General features: G+C 67.9%; 5 protein-coding genes. 4 read left to right on the forward strand and 1 reads right to left on the reverse strand.

Annotated features, from left to right (window positions below; genetic code table 11):
* Positions 1-10: 10 nt before the first annotated feature.
* From XM1_RS11685 to XM1_RS11700, 4 genes are all read left to right on the forward strand, one after another.
* Positions 11-508 carry a hypothetical protein gene (locus XM1_RS11685; RefSeq protein WP_068433588.1) on the forward strand — a complete coding sequence of 166 codons (498 nt, stop codon included), beginning with the start codon at positions 11-13 and terminating at the stop codon, positions 506-508.
* 261 nt (positions 509-769) lie between these two features.
* Positions 770-7732 (forward strand): cadherin-like domain-containing protein, encoded by a 6963-nt coding sequence (locus tag XM1_RS24695; protein ID WP_082700471.1) that lies wholly within the window; start codon positions 770-772, stop codon positions 7730-7732.
* Positions 7733-7780: 48 nt separating this feature from the next.
* Positions 7781-11734: a peptidase domain-containing ABC transporter gene (locus XM1_RS11695; RefSeq protein ID WP_068433592.1), complete on the forward strand. Its 3954-nt coding sequence runs from the start codon at positions 7781-7783 to the stop codon at positions 11732-11734.
* A gap of 21 nt (positions 11735-11755) precedes the next feature.
* Complete coding sequence (locus XM1_RS11700) at positions 11756-13759, forward strand: HlyD family type I secretion periplasmic adaptor subunit (protein WP_068433594.1); 2004 nt, start codon at positions 11756-11758, stop codon at positions 13757-13759.
* Positions 13760-13784: 25 nt separating this feature from the next.
* Here XM1_RS11700 and XM1_RS11705 read toward each other — a convergent pair whose 3' ends face one another.
* Positions 13785-16319, reverse strand: a complete 2535-nt coding sequence (locus XM1_RS11705; protein ID WP_068433596.1) for an FIST N-terminal domain-containing protein — start codon at positions 16317-16319, stop codon at positions 13785-13787.
* Positions 16320-16384 lie beyond the last annotated feature (65 nt).

A 16384-nucleotide genomic window follows, 5' to 3' on the forward strand; every position in this document is an offset into this window, starting at 1 on the left:
GGAGGCGGAGATGATGCGGACACTCGCCGCCTGCCTCCTTTGCGCCGTCCTGCTGTCGTCGCCGGTCGCGGCGCGGCAGCAGGTGGCCGGTCCCGCCGGGGCGGCGCCCCCCGCCCCGGCGGGCCGCGAGCATCTGGCCAACACCCGCGCCCTGCCGCTGTCGCGCCTTTTGGGGCTGTGCGGCGAGGTGAAGCGGATGTTCGCCCTGGAGCGGGAACTGGGGACGCGCCCGCCGACTCGGGACGACATCCAGGTGGTCAGCAACGCCACCAAGTGCCTGGCCGCCACCGCAGCCATCTTCGAGACCATCCGCGCCATGGAGCCCCTCTATGGCGAGCGGGTGGTCTGCATCCCGTCGGGGGTCAGGGACCAGGACCTGCTGGAAGGCATGCTGCAATGGCTGGAGGAGCGGGACCGCCAGGGGGGCGACGACATCTTCCGCCTGGCCGCGCCCCGGGCCTTCATCATCTATATCCGCCAGGCTTACCCTTGCGGGGCGGGCCAATAGCGCCTGCCACCGGAAATATCGAAATGCGTCAAATGGAATCAAGGAGTTAATGGGTATTTTGAGGGTTGGTGAGTGTGGTTGTTTAAATAATGGTCCATATGCCGCGTTGAATCGGCCTCCTCCCCAAGATCATCCAGAGTTCGTCAGCCGGAATGACGAGAAATGTGATTAACCATCAGTAAGGCTACTTATGTTATAATCTGTGCATAGGCATATCTGCTGCGCCTCTCTCGCGGCGGAAGGTTGGGAAGGCCGGATGAAATGGCTGTCGGGGCGAATGGCCTGAATGGCGATATGGGTGCCGAGCGCACGCTGTTCGATGATCTGACGGTTTTGGCGCAATCGGGGCCGGTCGGCAGTGCTTCTGCCGGTGCCTCGCAAGCCCCCAATGATGGCGCAAGCCACAATGACGATTCGCTGGCCAACAGCTTGGCCTCCCTCTCCACCGTGCATGCCGGCTCGCCGCCGCCGACCCAGGTTGGCACGCCGCAGACGGTGATCGAGACGGTGGAGGTCGCTTCCATCGATCCGGCGTCTCGTTCCAGTGGGCAGCAGGCCCAGGGGCGGGACAGGAATGGCGAGGGGCAGGTTTTGTCCACCGCCGAGGATAGAACCTCCAGGGCCGAGACCTCAGCCACGACGACACTGACCGTCGACAAGCCGCGTGCGCCGACGGAAGCGCCCGCCGCAGAGCTTAGTCGCTCCAGCATATCCGATGATGGTTCGGTGCCACAGGCGCGTAGCGACGGGGCGCCGATTACGCTGGTCGGCCAGGACAACGCGGCGGTGTCTCCGCCCGCCACGGCCTCGGAGCCCAGCACCGCGGATAAGCCGCTTGCCGCCGAGACCAAGGCCGAGCCCGAGCCCGAGCCAGACGTGCAGATCATACCGGAGGCACTTCCGGCCGTGGGCGACGGAGTGGTTCTGACCGTGTCCCCTGCCCAGGGTGACGAAGATCATGCCATCGCCCTGTCCATTTCCGCCGCGTTGATCGACAGCGCCGACACGATGGGCTCCGTGACCATCCGGGGCGTCCCCGATGGCGCCACCTTGTCCGCCGGCGTGGTTCAGGCAGATGGTTCCTGGGTGTTGTCCGCCTCCGATCTGGGCGGGCTGAGCTTGCGCCCGGCCGCCGATGCCCATGGCAGCTTTGATCTGACCATCGAGAGCTATTCGACGGAAGGCGGAGTCCAGTCGGGTATCGCATCGGCCACCCTTCATGTGACCGTGGATGCCGCCAACGACGCGCCGGCCCTCAGCGGGACGGCGAGCCTGCCGGGCGGGACCGAGGATACCTCCTACGTGATCCGCGCCGCCGACCTGCTGTCCAAGGCGTCGGACGTGGACGGCGACACAATGTCGGTGGCCAATCTGGCGGCCAGCAGCGGAACTTTGGTCAATAACGGCGACGGCACCTGGAGCCTGACGCCGGCGGCCAATGCCAACGGCGCCGTGACGCTTTCCTACGACGTGGTGGACGGCAATGGCGGTAGCGTCGCCACCTCCACGTCCGTGACCTTCGCCGCCGTCAACGACGCGCCGGCGCTGAGTGGGACGGCGAGCCTGCCGGGCGGGACCGAGGACACCTCCTACGTGATCCGCGCCGCCGACCTGCTGTCCAAGGCGTCGGACGTGGACGGCGACACAATGTCGGTGGCCAATCTGGCGGTCAGCAGCGGGACTCTGGTCAATAACGGCGACGGCACCTGGAGCCTGACGCCGGCGGCCAATGCCAACGGCGCCGTGACGCTTTCCTACGACGTGGTGGACGGCAATGGCGGTAGCGTCGCCACCTCCACGTCCGTGACCTTCGCCGCCGTCAACGACGCGCCGGCGCAGAGTGGGACGGCGAGCCTGCCGGGTGGGACCGAGGATACCTCCTACGTGATCCGCGCCGCCGACCTGCTGTCCAAGGCGTCGGACGTGGACGGCGACACAATGTCGGTGGCCAATCTGGCGGCCAGCAGCGGAACTTTGGTCAATAACGGCGACGGCACCTGGAGCCTGACGCCGGCGGCCAATGCCAACGGCGCCGTGACGCTTTCCTATGACGTGGTGGACGGCAATGGCGGTAGCGTCGCCACCTCCACGGCGGTGACCTTCGCCGCCGTCAACGACGCTCCCACCAATGCCGCCCTCAATCTGGGGACCAAGCAGGGCGACCAGACCCTGATTCTCACCAAGGCCCAATTGCTGGCCAATGCCGGCGACGTGGATGGCGATACCCTGTCGGTGACCGGCCTTTCCGCCAGCGCCGGCACCTTGACCGCCAATGCCGATGGGACCTGGAGCCTGACCACGGTTGCCAACCAGCCCGCCGACATCACTTTGTCCTATACGGTGGATGACGGTCACGGCGGAACGGCCGCCGGCAGCGCATCGATCACCGTCATCCCCGTTTCGGTTCAGATCACCGGCGGAGCGGGCAACGACACCCTGACCGGTACGGCCGGCAACGACCTGATCGACGGCGGGGCGGGCAACGACATCCTTAACGGCGTGGGGGGCGCCGATACCGTCCTCGGCGGTGTCGGTAACGACACCATCGATGCCGGAGCGGGCGACGACCTGCTGTCGGGTGGCGCGGGGGGCGACAAACTGAACGGCAACACCGGCACCGACACGGCGACCTATGCCGATTCCGCCGCCGGGGTGACGGTCAACCTCTCCCTTGCCACCGCGCAGACCAGCACCGGCGACGCCTCGGGCGATATCCTGTCGGGTATCGAGAATGTCACGGGCAGCGCACTCAACGACACTCTGACCGGCAACGCCTCGGCCAACGTCATCGACGGCCTGGCGGGCAATGACGTGCTGGCCGGGTTGGCCGGCGCCGATACCCTGATCGGCGGGGCGGGGGCGGATACGGCCTCCTACGCCGCGTCGAGCGGCGCGGTGACGGTCAATCTGGCGACGGGGACCGGCAGCGGCGGCGACGCCGAGGGTGACGTCCTGTCCGGCATCGAGAATGTCACCGGCGGGGCCGGCAACGATGTGCTGACCGGTGACGCCGGCGCCAACCGTCTCGACGGCGGTTCCGGCGACGACTTGCTGGTGGGCGGTGGTGGCGCCGATTCCCTGGTGGGCGGCGCGGGGACCGACACGGCCTCCTATGCTTCCTCCTCGGCGGGCGTGACCGTCAATCTGGCCCTTGCCACGGCGCAGGTCAGCGGCGGCGATGCCTCGGGTGACGTGCTCAACACCATCGAGAATGTGGTGGGCAGCGCCTTCGACGATACCTTGACCGGCAATACCGGCAACAACGTGCTGACCGGTGGCGCCGGGGCCGATACCCTGGCGGGTGGCACCGGAAGCGATACCGTCGATTATTCCGCGTCCGGCGCAGGCGTGACGGTGAACCTTGCGCTGGCCACGGCCCAGGTGAGCGGCGGTGACGCGGGTGGCGACATGCTGTCCGGCATCGAGAACCTCACCGGCAGCGCCCAGGCCGACGTCCTGACCGGCGATGCCAATGCCAACCTGCTGCAGGGCGGGGCGGGTGCCGACACCTTGGACGGCGCGGCGGGCAACGATGTGCTGCGCGGCGGAGCGGGGGCCGATACCCTGATCGGCGGCGCGGGCACCGACAGCGTGACCTATTCGGATTCTTCGGCGGGTGTCGCCGTCAGCCTCTCGCTGTCCACGGCGCAGAGCGGTGGCGATGCCGAGGGTGACGTACTGTCCGGCATCGAATACCTGACCGGCAGCGCGCTCGCCGACACTTTGACGGGCGACGCCAATGCCAATCTGCTGGACGGCGGCGCCGGCAACGACGTGATCGATGGCGGCGCCGGCAACGACCAATTGGTGGGCGGCGCCGGGGCCGACACCTTGATGGGCGGCGTGGGAATCGATCTGGCCAATTATTCCTCGGCCACTATTGCGGTGACGGTTGACCTTTCCACCGGGGCGGGAACGGGCGGCGACGCCCAGGGCGACGTGCTTTCCGGCATCGAGAATCTGACCGGCGGCACCGGCGGCGATGTGCTGACGGGCGATGGCGCGGCCAATGTGCTCGATGGCGGCACGGGCAACGACACTCTGTCGGGCGGGGCCGGGGCCGACACTCTGGTGGGCGGTGCGGGCAACGACGTGCTGGACGGCGGGGCCGACAACGACACCCTGACCGGCGGCGCCGGGGCCGATACGCTGACGGGTGGGACGGGCAATGACACCGCGTCCTATGCCGGCGCGACGGCGGCTCTCTCGGTCGATCTGGAGACCGGCACGGGCAGCGGCGGCGATGCGGCCGGCGACGTGCTGTCTGGCATCGAGAACATCATCGGCGGCAATCTGGCTGACGTGCTGACCGGCGACGGCGCGGCCAATGTGCTCGATGGCGGCGCCGGCAACGATACCCTGACCGGCGGAGCGGGGGACGACCTGCTGCGCGGCGGTGCCGGAGCCGATGTTCTTGCCGGCGGCGATGGCAACGACACGGCCAGCTGGTCCAGTTCCACCGCCGCGGTGAGCGCCAATCTGAGTGCCGGCACCGGCACCCTGGGCGATGCCCTGGGCGATGTGCTGAGCGGCATCGAGAACCTGACCGGCGGCAGCGGGGCCGACATCCTGACCGGTGACGGCGGCGCCAATATCCTGACCGGCGGTACCGGCAACGACACCCTGGACGGCGGAAACGGCAACGATCTGCTGGCCGGCGGGGCGGGCGCCGACAAGCTGACCGGGGGCACGGGAACCGATACGGCGGACTATTCCGCCTCCACGGCTGCCGTGACGGTCAACCTGACCACCGGCACCGGCACGGTGGGCGACGCCTCGGGCGACGTGCTGTCCGGTATCGAGAACCTGACCGGCGGCGCGGGAGCGGACATCCTGAGCGGCGACGCGGGCGTCAACGTCATTGACGGCGGCGCGGGCAACGACACCCTGAGCGGCGGAGCCGGGGGCGACACCCTGATCGGTGGCGCTGGTACGGATACCGCCAGCTATGCGGGCTCGGGCGCGGCGCTGAGCGCGGATCTGGCGGCGGGCACCCTGTCGGGCGGCGATGCCGACGGCGACGTGCTGAGCGGCATCGAAAGCATCACCGGCACCAATTTCAACGACCTGCTGGCCGGTGACGGCAACGCCAACCGCCTGGACGGCGGCGCGGGCGACGATTCCTTGCGCGGCAGCGCCGGGGCGGATTCGCTGATTGGCGGCACTGGCACCGACACGGTGGGCTACGAGACTTCGGCGGCGGGCGTCACCGTCAACCTGTCGCTGACCACGGCGCAGGTGAGCGGCGGCGACGCCTCGGGCGACGTGCTGGCGACCATCGAGAACGCGGTGGGCAGCGCCTTCGGCGACACCCTGACCGGCACCACCGGCGTCAACATCCTGACCGGCGGCGACGGCGACGACGTGCTGATCGGTCTGGCCGGGGCCGACACCCTGGTGGGCGGCGCCGGCATCGATACCGCCAGCTACGCCCCGTCCACGGCTGCCGTGACGGTCAACCTGACCACCGGCACCGGCACGGTGGGCGATGCCTCGGGCGACGTGCTGTCCGGTATCGAGAACCTGACCGGCGGCGCGGGAGCGGACATCCTGAGCGGCGATGCGGGCGTCAACGTCATTGACGGCGGCGCGGGCAACGACACCTTGAGCGGCGGGGCCGGGGGCGACACCCTGATCGGTGGCGCTGGTACGGATACCGCCAGCTATGCCGCCTCGGGCGCGGCGCTGAGCGTGGATCTGGCGGCGGGCACCGTATCGGGCGGCGATGCCGACGGCGACGTGCTGAGCGGCATCGAAAGCATCACCGGCACCAATTTCAACGACCTGCTGGCCGGTGACGGCAACGCCAACCGCCTGGATGGCGGGGCGGGTGATGATTCCTTGCGCGGCGGGGCCGGGGCGGATTCGCTGATCGGCGGCACTGGCACCGACACGGTGGGCTACGAGACTTCGGCGGCGGGCGTCACCGTCATTGACGGCGGCGCGGGCAACGACACCCTGAGCGGCGGAGCCGGGGGCGACACCCTGATCGGTGGCGCTGGTACGGATACCGCCAGCTATGCGGGCTCGGGCGCGGCGCTGAGCGCGGATCTGGCGGCGGGCACCCTGTCGGGCGGCGATGCCGACGGCGACGTGCTGAGCGGCATCGAAAGCATCACCGGCACCAATTTCAACGACCTGCTGGCCGGTGACGGCAACGCCAACCGCCTGGATGGCGGGGCGGGTGATGATTCCTTGCGCGGCGGGGCCGGGGCGGATTCGCTGATCGGCGGCACTGGCACCGACACGGTGGGCTACGAGACTTCGGCGGCGGGCGTCACCGTCAACCTGTCGCTGACCACGGCGCAGGTGAGTGGCGGCGACGCCTCGGGCGATGTGCTGGCGACCATCGAGAACGCGGTCGGCAGCGCCTTCGGCGACACCCTGACCGGCACCACCGGCGTCAACGTCCTGACCGGCGGCGACGGCGACGACGTGCTGCGCGGTCTGGCCGGGGCCGACACCCTGGTGGGCGGCGATGGCATCGACACCGCCAGCTATGCGGCGGCCACCGTGGCGGTCAACGTCAACCTGGCCACCGGCACCGGATCGGGCGGCGACGCGGCGGGCGACGTGCTGTCCGGCATCGAGAACCTGCTGGGCGGCAATGCGGCCGATATCCTGACCGGTGACGGCGGGGCCAACGTCCTGAACGGTGCGGCGGGCAACGACACCCTGTCGGGCGGCGCCGGAGCCGACACCTTGATCGGCGGGGCCGGCGCGGACAGCCTGATCGGCGGGACCGGCAGCGATACCGCGGACTATTCGGCGTCCACCCTGGCGGTGAATGTCGATCTGACCCGTGCCACCGCCCAGAGCGGCGGCGACGCCGCGGGCGATATCCTGGCGGGCATCGAGAATCTGACGGGCGGTGGCGGCAACGACGTGCTGACCGGTGATTCCGGCGCCAACATCCTGATCGGCGGCGGTGGCTCCGACACTCTGACCGGCGCGGCGGGCGACGACCTCCTGGTGTTCCGGGCCTCGGATTTCCCGGCCGGATCTGGTGGCACCCTGGCGGATTTCGTCTATGGCGGCGGAGGCGTCGACACGGTGGACATTTCGGCCGTGGGCCAGAGCTTCCAGTTGCTGATCAACGGGGTGGAACAGCCTTTGCCGGCCGGATCACATGAATATGTGGATACCCAGGGTATTCAGGGCGATATCCGGTTTGGCGACAACTCGGTCATCCACCTGGATGGCATCGAGAAGATCATCTACTGACGGGGCGTCTTGGATAGAGCTCGACATAGGATGGCAGAGGACGAGGGGATGCGTCGGTCCCGACGCAGAAGGCCGCTGTGGCTCCGTCTGGCCCGCTCGCTGTATCTGCGCAGTTTGCCGCCCCGCTGGTTCCGCAGCGAGCTGAAAGGGTTCTGGCGCGCCCTGGTCAAGCCGCCCGAGGCCATTCTGGAGGTTTCGGGGCTCCGCCGTTGTCTTGCTGACCTGATCGCGGCAACGGTGGTGCTGAACCTGCTGGGGCTGGCGCTGCCGTTGATCCTGCTGCAGGTCTACGACCGCATCTTGCCCAACGCGGCCATGGATACCCTGGGAGCCCTGGTGGCGGGTATCGTGGTGGCGGTCAGCCTGGAGATGGTGCTGCGAATCGCCCGCTCGGCGGTCACGGCCTGGACCAGCGGCCGCTTCGAGCACATGGCCGCCAGCCGGGTCTTCCGCTCGTTGCTGCACGCTCCGCTCGGTGTCTTCGAACAGAGCGGGGTGGGAGCTCATCTCGAGACGCTCAACGCCATCGGGCGGCTCAAGGATTTTTACGCAGGCCAGGCCTTTCTGACCGTCTTCGACATTCCCTTCGCCCTGGTGTTCATCGGGTTGCTGGCCTTGTTCGGCGGATGGCTGGCCCTGGTCCCGGTGGTCCTGCTGGTGGGCATGGGCGTGGTTGGCGTGGTGGCGGGCTATCGCCTGCGCATGCTGCTGAAGCGCCGCATGCTGTTCGACCAGAGCCGCAGCAATTTCATCCTGGAAGTTCTGTCGTCCATCCAGACCGTCAAGTCGCTGGCCATGGAGGCGCAGTTGCAGCGCCGCCACGACCGGCTGCAGGAAAACAGCGCCCTGGCCGAGTTCCACTCCGCCGACCTGTCTCATGGCACCGCGGCATTGGGGCGGCTGTTCACCAGCCTCAACACCATCCTGGTGGTGGCCCTGGGCAGCCTGATGGTCATCGAGGGCGACATGTCCACCGGCGTGCTGGCGGCCTGTTCGCTGCTGGCGGGCCGTGCCGCCCAGCCCATCCAGCTGGCGCTGGACCGCTGGACCCGGTTCCAGGCCGCCCGTCTGGCCGAGGAACGGCTGGAGGGGCTTCTGGGGAGCGGGGAAGACGACGGGGAAGCCAAGCCGGACTTGCCGCAGATCAGCGGCCAGATGACCTTGGCCGGAGTGCATCTGTGCTACGGGCATGGCGGCGAGGTGATCGTCGATGCCGATCTCACCATCGCCCCCGGGGAAATGATCGGCATCACCGGCGACAGCGGGACGGGCAAGAGCAGCCTGTTGGCCTTGATGGGGGGGCTGGTGGTCCCCACCCGGGGTACGGTCGAGGTTGACGGAAATGACCTGAGCGACTTCGCCCGGGACAGCTACCACACCCGCATCGGCTATATCGCGCAGCGTTCCGAGCTTTATCGCGGCACCATCATCGAGAACCTGTCCAGCTTCGACAGCGCCAGGGTCGAGGCCGCGCGCGAGGTGGCCAGGGAGCTGGGGATCGAACGCTTTGTGTCGCGCCTGCCGCTCGGCTATTCCACCCCGGTGGCCAGCGGCCCGCAGGATTCCCTGCCGCGTGGCATTCGCCAGTTGATCGCCATCGGCCGCATTCTGGCGAACCGGCCCGACATCATCTTGTTCGACGAGGCCAATACCGCCGTCGACGGCGCCGGCAATCAGGCGCTTCGCGACGTGCTGGAACGGCTGAAGGGCAAGGTGACCATCATCTTGGTGTCGTCGCGCCCGTCGCTCCTCAATCTGGCGGATCGCAGCTTCGAACTGGTGGATGGGCGGCTGTGCCCCGCCGGGCTGGCGTCGCTGCGTCCGGCGCCCGAGACGTCCGCCGCCGCCGCCGCCATGGCGGGACCCATGATCCTGGCCTCGCTGGCGGCCGAGGAGGAGAGCGAATCCTCCTCGCTGGCCGATGCGGACTTCCTGCGCGTCCTGCGTCAGGCGTCGCCCCTGGGACGCTGTCTGGTCCCCATGCTGGAAGCCATGCGGTGGTGCAACGATCCGCGCCGGCTGGCCGAGGCCATGCCCCATATCCAGTCCAAGCTGGACATCGTCTCGTTCCGCAACGTGATGGCCAATCTGGGGTTCGGCAGTTCCTCCATCGCCATGCGCGGCGAGCCGGTCGAGCCCCGGCTGCTGCCCTGCCTGTTCATGGCGGCGGATGGAACGCCCATGGTGCTGCTGGACGCGGACCATGGCCACGTCACCGCCTATGACGGTACCGATGGAAGCACCAGAACCATATCCCATGGCCGTCTGTGGGGAACCGCCTATTTCTTCAACCCCGTCGATACGGCCGCCGCGCGGCCGGGACAATGGTTTCAGTCCCTCATGGACCGTTTCCGTGGGCTGATCTGGGCTATCCTGGCGCAGAGCTTCCTGATCAACATCCTGTCGTTGGGCGTGCCGCTGTTCACCATGTCGGTCTACGACAAGGTGATCGGCAGCGGCGACGCCCGCATGCTGGTCGGCATCCTGGGCGGTGTCGGCATCGTCGTGGTCGCCGAGCACGTGCTGCAGGAATTGCGCAGCCGGGCCAATGCCTATATGGGCGTCCGCCTCAGCTATATCGTCTCGGCCATGGTGTTCGAGCGGACCCTGGCGCTGCCGCTCCAGGTGACCGAGCGGGTCGGCATCGCCAGCCAGTTGGCCCGCTTCCGCGAACTGGAGAGCTTTCGGACCCTGTTCACGGATGGACTGGCGGTGGCCCTGCTGGATCTGCCCTTCGTCTTTGTCTATGTGGTGGTGCTGTTCATGCTTGGCGGGCCGGTGGCCCTGGTCCCGGTTCTGGCCCTGGGCGCGTTCCTGCTGGTGCTGACCGCCCTGATGCCGCTGGTGCGGTCGCGGGTTGCCGCCATGGCCCGCATGAGCAATCAGCGCCAGGAATTCGTGGTCGAGACCCTGACCAAGATGCGGTCGCTGCATTCCGATGGCCTGCTGGATATCTGGGAGCAACGCTTTCGCGCCTATTCCGCCGATGCCGCCATGGCGGGACGTTATGCCGCCTCGCTGTCGGGGGCGCTGACCGCCCTGTCCCAGGCCATGGTCATCGCCGCCGGCATCGCCACCATGACCGTGGGGGTCACCCAGGTCCTGGGCGGGCGCATGAGCGCGGGTGCCCTCATCGCCTCCATGATGGTGGTCTGGCGGGTGCTGGCGCCCATGCAGGCCGGATTCTGGCTGCTGCAGCGCCTGGAGCAGGCGCGCGCCACCATCCGCCAGGTGGAAGGGCTGATGGGGTTGAAGGTCGAAGCCGACGACCGCCCCATGGGCAACGCCGCCCTGCGGCTGAAAGGGGCGGTGAGCTTCTCGCGGGTCTCCATCCGCTATTCCAACGACGCCGATCCCGCCCTTCTGGGCGTTTCGTTCCAGGCCAATCCGGGCGAGGTGATCGCGGTGGTGGGGCCCGACGGCTCGGGCAAATCCACCTTGCTGAAGCTCATCGCCGGGCTTTATCAGGCCCAGGCCGGCAATGTGGTCATCGACGACATGGATATCCGCCAGATCGACCCCGTGGCCCTGCGCAAGGCCATCGCCTATGCCCCCCAGGTGCCGGAACTGCTGTTCGGTTCCATTGCCCAGAATTTGCGGCTCGCCCATCCCAATGCCAGCGAGGCCGACCTGTGGCACGCCCTGGACATGGCCGGGGTTCGCGACGAGGTGGAGCACCTTCCCGCCGGCCTGGACACAAGGGTGGGCGACGCCCGCAACAACCTCATTCCCGGCGCCCTGGCCCAGGGGCTTTCCCTGGCCCGGGCCTATCTGAAGCGCAGCCCCATCATCCTTCTGGACGAGCCGGTGACCGGCCTGGATTCCGAGGGTGACCGCAGGTTCCGCGAATTCATCGAATGGACCCGGGGGTTGGCCACCATCTTCCTGGTGACCCACCGTCCCAGCCATCTGTCGCTGGCCGACCAGATCCTGGTCCTGGACAAGGGGGCGCTCCGCATTTCCGGTCCGGCCTCCGAGGTCCGGGCCAAGTTGGCGGGGTAGAGGAGAGTGGAGAAAACAGCCATGACCCTTCTGGACAGCCTTCCCCTGCTCGGCGCCCTTCAGGCGGCCATCCTGCTGGGCTATCTGTTGCTGCGCCGACGGGTGGATTTCGGCCGTACCGCGCTGGAACTCGCCCTGCTGGTCGGTGTCGCGCTGGGCCAATTCGCCGTTCCCGGCGGCATCAATCGCCTGGGATTGGGGGCGTGGGGCGGTCTGTCCTGGGTGATCGCCGTCCCGGCGGCATTGCTGTTCGCCTATGAGCTCCTGGGGCTTCGCCACGATCGCTGGGCCCGCTTCATCGGCTGGCTGGCCCTTGGACCGGCCATGGTTCTGGCCGTCGCCGTCTTCGGTATCGACGGCTGTCCGGCAGACGCGCAATGCGGCTGGCTGTGGGTGGTCCAGTCGGCCTGGGTCATGACCATGGCTTTCGGCGGCCTTTGGCTGATCGGGCGGCGCATGGAATCGGTTTCGGTGATGCTGCTGAACCGTTCCCTGGGCGGCACGCGCCTGTTCGCCGCCGGCGCCCTGGCAGCCATCCTCGGGGTGCGCGGACTGGTGGAACTGGCCTATCTCGGCAGCCCCGGCATGGCGGCGGAGGCCGCCCGCTGGGGGGCGCTGGGCTGTTTCGTCTGCCTCAGCCTGCTGATGGTCGCTCTGACCCGCATCTATCCCGAGACGGCGGAATCCGCCCTTGAACTCAATAACCACGAGAATATCGACCGTTTCCGCCGCCATCTGGCCCATGCGGTGGTCTTCGAGGAGGGCGGCGTCGATCCGCTGGCGCGGGCTTCTGTGCTGACGACCATTCTTACCGTCCTGGCGCTGCTGGGCTGGAGCGCGGTCACGCCGGTCAAGGAAGTGGCCGCCACCAGCGGCCAGGTGGTGCCGTCCAGTCAGATCCGACCCATCCAGCATCTGGAAGGCGGCATCGTCGCCGAGGTTTTGGTGCGCGAGGGGCAATTGGTGCAGAAGGGGGAGGTGCTGCTGCGCCTCGATCCCGCCCAGGCCGTGGCAGAGCTTGAGCAGATCAAGGTCCGCGAGGCCGGTCTGGAATTGCGTTCCGAGCGTCTTCGTGCCTTCGCCGAGGGGCGTGGCCCGGACTTTTCCCGCGCCGGCGGCGGGGGGGAGGATTCCCAGGTCAGCGACCAGAACATCATCTTCAAGGCGCAGGAAGCCTCGCGACTGTCCGCCGTCACCGTGCTGGAAAGCCTGATCGCCCAGCGCCGCTCCGACATCAGCCAGTACGAAGGCCAATACGCCGCCCTGGGCGAACAGCTCAAGCTGGTGGAACGTGAAGTGGGCATCCGCGAGGATCTGCTGGCCAAGGGGCTGAATTCCCAGGTGTCGTTCCTGGTCATCAAGCGCGAATCCGAGCGCCTGAAGGGCGAGCGCGCCCGCCTGCAGGCCCAGATCAGGACCTCGCGCGAGGCGCTGGCCGAGGCCGAATCGCGTTTGCAGGACCAGCGCAGCAAGCTGGCCCAGGAGGCCTTCACCGAAATGGGCACGGCCGGTGCCGAACTGGCCCAATTGCGCGAGACGCGGGCCAAGCTGGAAGACCGGGTCCAACGGCTGGCCGTGGTCGCGCCGGCCCGCGGCATCGTGCAGGAACTCAACGTCGCCAGCCCCGGCGCCGTGATTCCCCAAGGCGGATTGATCACCAAGATCGTCCCGGTGGACGACACCTTGCTGGTGGAGAACCAGATCCAGCCCCGCGACGTGGGCCATGTGCAGCCGGGCCAGGCCGTGCGGATCAAGGTATCGAGCTACGATTTCGCCCGTTTCGGCGCGGTGGACGGCATGTTGACCCAGATCTCACCCTCGACCTTCCTCGACGAGGACAAGCTGCCCTACTACAAGGGGGTGGTGACCTTGGCCAAGGGCTATGTGGGTGACGATCCCGACCGCAACCGCATCCTGCCCGGCATGACCGTCCAGGCCGACGTGGTCACGGGGGAAAAGACCATTCTGCAATACCTGCTGAAACCGATCCAGCTGGCCGCCTCCCAGGCGTTCCGCGAACGCTAGGGCATGCACGCCCAGCGCCCTGGGCTCAATGTCCGGCCTGGCAGTACAGGACATAGGTGACGAGAGAGCGCAGGCGGGCCGGATTGATCGGCTTGGGCAGGAATTCCAGGCCGCGCCGCTGCAGCTGTTCGGGAATCTCTTTCGACAGGTCCGCCGAAATGACCAGGGCCGGCTTTTCCTGTCCGGCATGCTTTCTGAGCGTGTCGAGAACGTCGAGCGCGGTCAGCCCTTCATCCAGATGATAATCGATGATCAGCAGGTCGGGGCGCTTCCTGGACAGGGAGAGGGCCTCGTCCACGGTGGCGGCGGCCAGTGTCTCGCAGCCCCATCCGCCCAGAATGGTGGCGAGGGCTTCCCGGGACGCGGCATCGTCGTCGAGAACCAGCACACGCTGTCCGACCAGGGTCGCCGCCGCGCCCTGGGGAAGGGAGGCGCCGCCCGCCGCCCGCCGCAGGTGGCCGGAGGGGACGCGCACGGCGAAGCACGAGCCGCGGCCTTCGGTGGAGCGGACCACCAGCTTCAGGCCGAGGATGTCGGCGAAGTTCTTGGCGATGGTCAGGCCCAGTCCCGAGCCGTGGGTGTCGTTGGGGCCGCCGATGGCCAGACTGCGGTAGGGTTCGAAGATGTCCTGCAGCCGGTCTTGCGGAATGCCGATGCCGGTATCGTGGACCTCGACCATGATCTCGCCGTCGACCCGCCGGCATCCGACCAGAATCCGGCCGGAGCGGGTGTAGCGGATGGCGTTGGCGAGGAAATTGCGCAAGATGCGTTGCAGCAAGCCCTTGTCGGTGTGCAGCACCGCCTCGCTTGGGACGATGCGCAGCGACAGGCCCTTGCGGCGGGCCTGCGGCGCGTATTCGGCCTCGAGCTGGGCCAGTTGGGGGCCGATGGCGAAGTGGGAGAGGTGGGTGGCGAATCCCCCGGCCTCCAGCTTCGACACGTCCAGGAAATCGGCCAGCATCTCCTCGGCGGCTTCCAGCGCCCCTTCGATGCGGCCCAGCAGCGACATGCCGGACGACGAGAGGTCCTCGTCCATCAGCGCCCCCAGCAGCAGCCGGGCGGCGTTCAGCGGCTGCTGCAGGTCGTGGCTGACCGAGGCGAGAAAGTTGGTCTTGCTGAGATTGGCCCGCTCGGCTTCGGCCTTGGCCGCCGTCAGGGCGACCTCGACCTCGCGTCGCGCGATCAGTTCCTGGCTGAGCTTGCGGTTCAGCTCGACGATGTCCTCGGTCCGCAACTGGACGGTCTTTTCCAGCAGCACGTTGTTCTGGAACAGCGAGAACGTGTCGCTGGGGATGGTCATGCTGCGCTCGATGCGGCGCAGCAGAACCTGGATGGTCTTGCGCAGCTTGGCGTTTTCCTGCTCCAGCCGCCCGCATTCGGTCTGCGTGTCGGGGGAGGCGGCCTGGATGGAGCCCGCCTCGGGCCGCTCGATCCCCACCGATTGTCCGAAGGCTATGCCGGTGAAGGTGTTGTTGAGGTGCATGCCGTTGATCTGTTCGCCATAGGCGGAAAAGCCGATCACCCGGTTTTCCTCGAACAGCCTGGCGATGTCGGGTCCCAGGTCGAGCGACGTCGCCTCGACGCGGCGCATGACGCAGTCGATGCCCAGCACCGCCACCGGCGATCCGATGGCCGCCTGGACCGCCTCGAAGGATCGCTTGAGGTTGGGGATCATGCCGGTGTTGCGTCCGATGCTCAGCGGCACGCCCTCGTCGATGGCGCAGGCCATCTTCAGGCTGTTGTCGTCCATGATGCCGCTGGGGCTGCGGGCGTACCACGAGCCGCCGATGCGCACCACCAGGGGCGGCAGCAGCATCTTCTTGGCCCGCAATTCCTCGATGTCGCATTCCACCATGCGGGCGTATTCCAGCCCGGCGCTGTCGCCGTTCAGCTCGGTGATGATCCGGCGGTCGGGGTCGGCGCCGGTGACGATGGCCTGCTCGCCGTTGCCGACGAAATGCTGGGATGAGAACACCCGGAACGGCAGCACGGTGTGGACCAGGGTAAGGGTCGCGGCGTTGGAATAGAAGCGGCCCCGGTACAGGACCTGGGTGGCGGCGATCCGCATGTCGTCGCCGGCCGAGCCGCCGAACAGCGGCAGGCCGCCCAGGGCGGTGTTCAGCGTGCTGATCACCTGCTCCTCGGCGCAGCACATGCCGTCGATCAGCATCAGGGCGAAGGTGTTGTGCGAGGCGGGTTCGATGCCGCGCTGGCGCAGCTGGTTCTGCAGGTCCTCGACCACCACCCGGATCTGGGCCGGCTTGAAATGGGAGACGTCGAGGATGATGTCCGAGACGGCGACGCAAGCCTCCTCGGCGATGCTGAGGCCGGTCATGCCGCCATCGGTGTAGCCGGCGGTGGAAATCTCGCCGGCGGTGGTGCAGCCCACCAGCGCCGTGCCGCCGAAGAATTCCCGGAAGGCCTGTTCCAGCAGGGGCTGGTAGTAGCGCTTGGAGCAGAACACCGCGGTGAACTCGGCGCGCGGACGGGCCAGGGCGTCGTGAATCTCGCGGACGGCCTCGAAAGGGTCCGATTTCGTCGAAGTCGCCTGGCGGATCATCGAATTGAGCGCTCCCAAACCGTGGTCTCTCCTTCGTGCGAACCTTCCGGCCGCCCCTTCCCGGC

It is taken from the genome of Magnetospirillum sp. XM-1, from assembly GCF_001511835.1.
Taxonomy (GTDB): domain Bacteria; phylum Pseudomonadota; class Alphaproteobacteria; order Rhodospirillales; family Magnetospirillaceae; genus Phaeospirillum.

What these genes read in the sequence shown, in the direction of transcription:
- XM1_RS11700 (WP_068433594.1), top strand. Translation starts at nt 11,756, where the DNA reads ATGACCCTTCTGGACAGCCTTCCCCTGCTCGGCGCCCTTCAGGCGGCC.
- XM1_RS11685 (WP_068433588.1), top strand. Translation starts at nt 11, where the DNA reads ATGATGCGGACACTCGCCGCCTGCCTCCTTTGCGCCGTCCTGCTGTCG.
- XM1_RS11695 (WP_068433592.1), top strand. Translation starts at nt 7,781, where the DNA reads ATGCGTCGGTCCCGACGCAGAAGGCCGCTGTGGCTCCGTCTGGCCCGC.
- XM1_RS24695 (WP_082700471.1), top strand. Translation starts at nt 770, where the DNA reads ATGGCTGTCGGGGCGAATGGCCTGAATGGCGATATGGGTGCCGAGCGC.
- XM1_RS11705 (WP_068433596.1), bottom strand. Translation starts at nt 16,319, where the DNA reads ATGATCCGCCAGGCGACTTCGACGAAATCGGACCCTTTCGAGGCCGTC.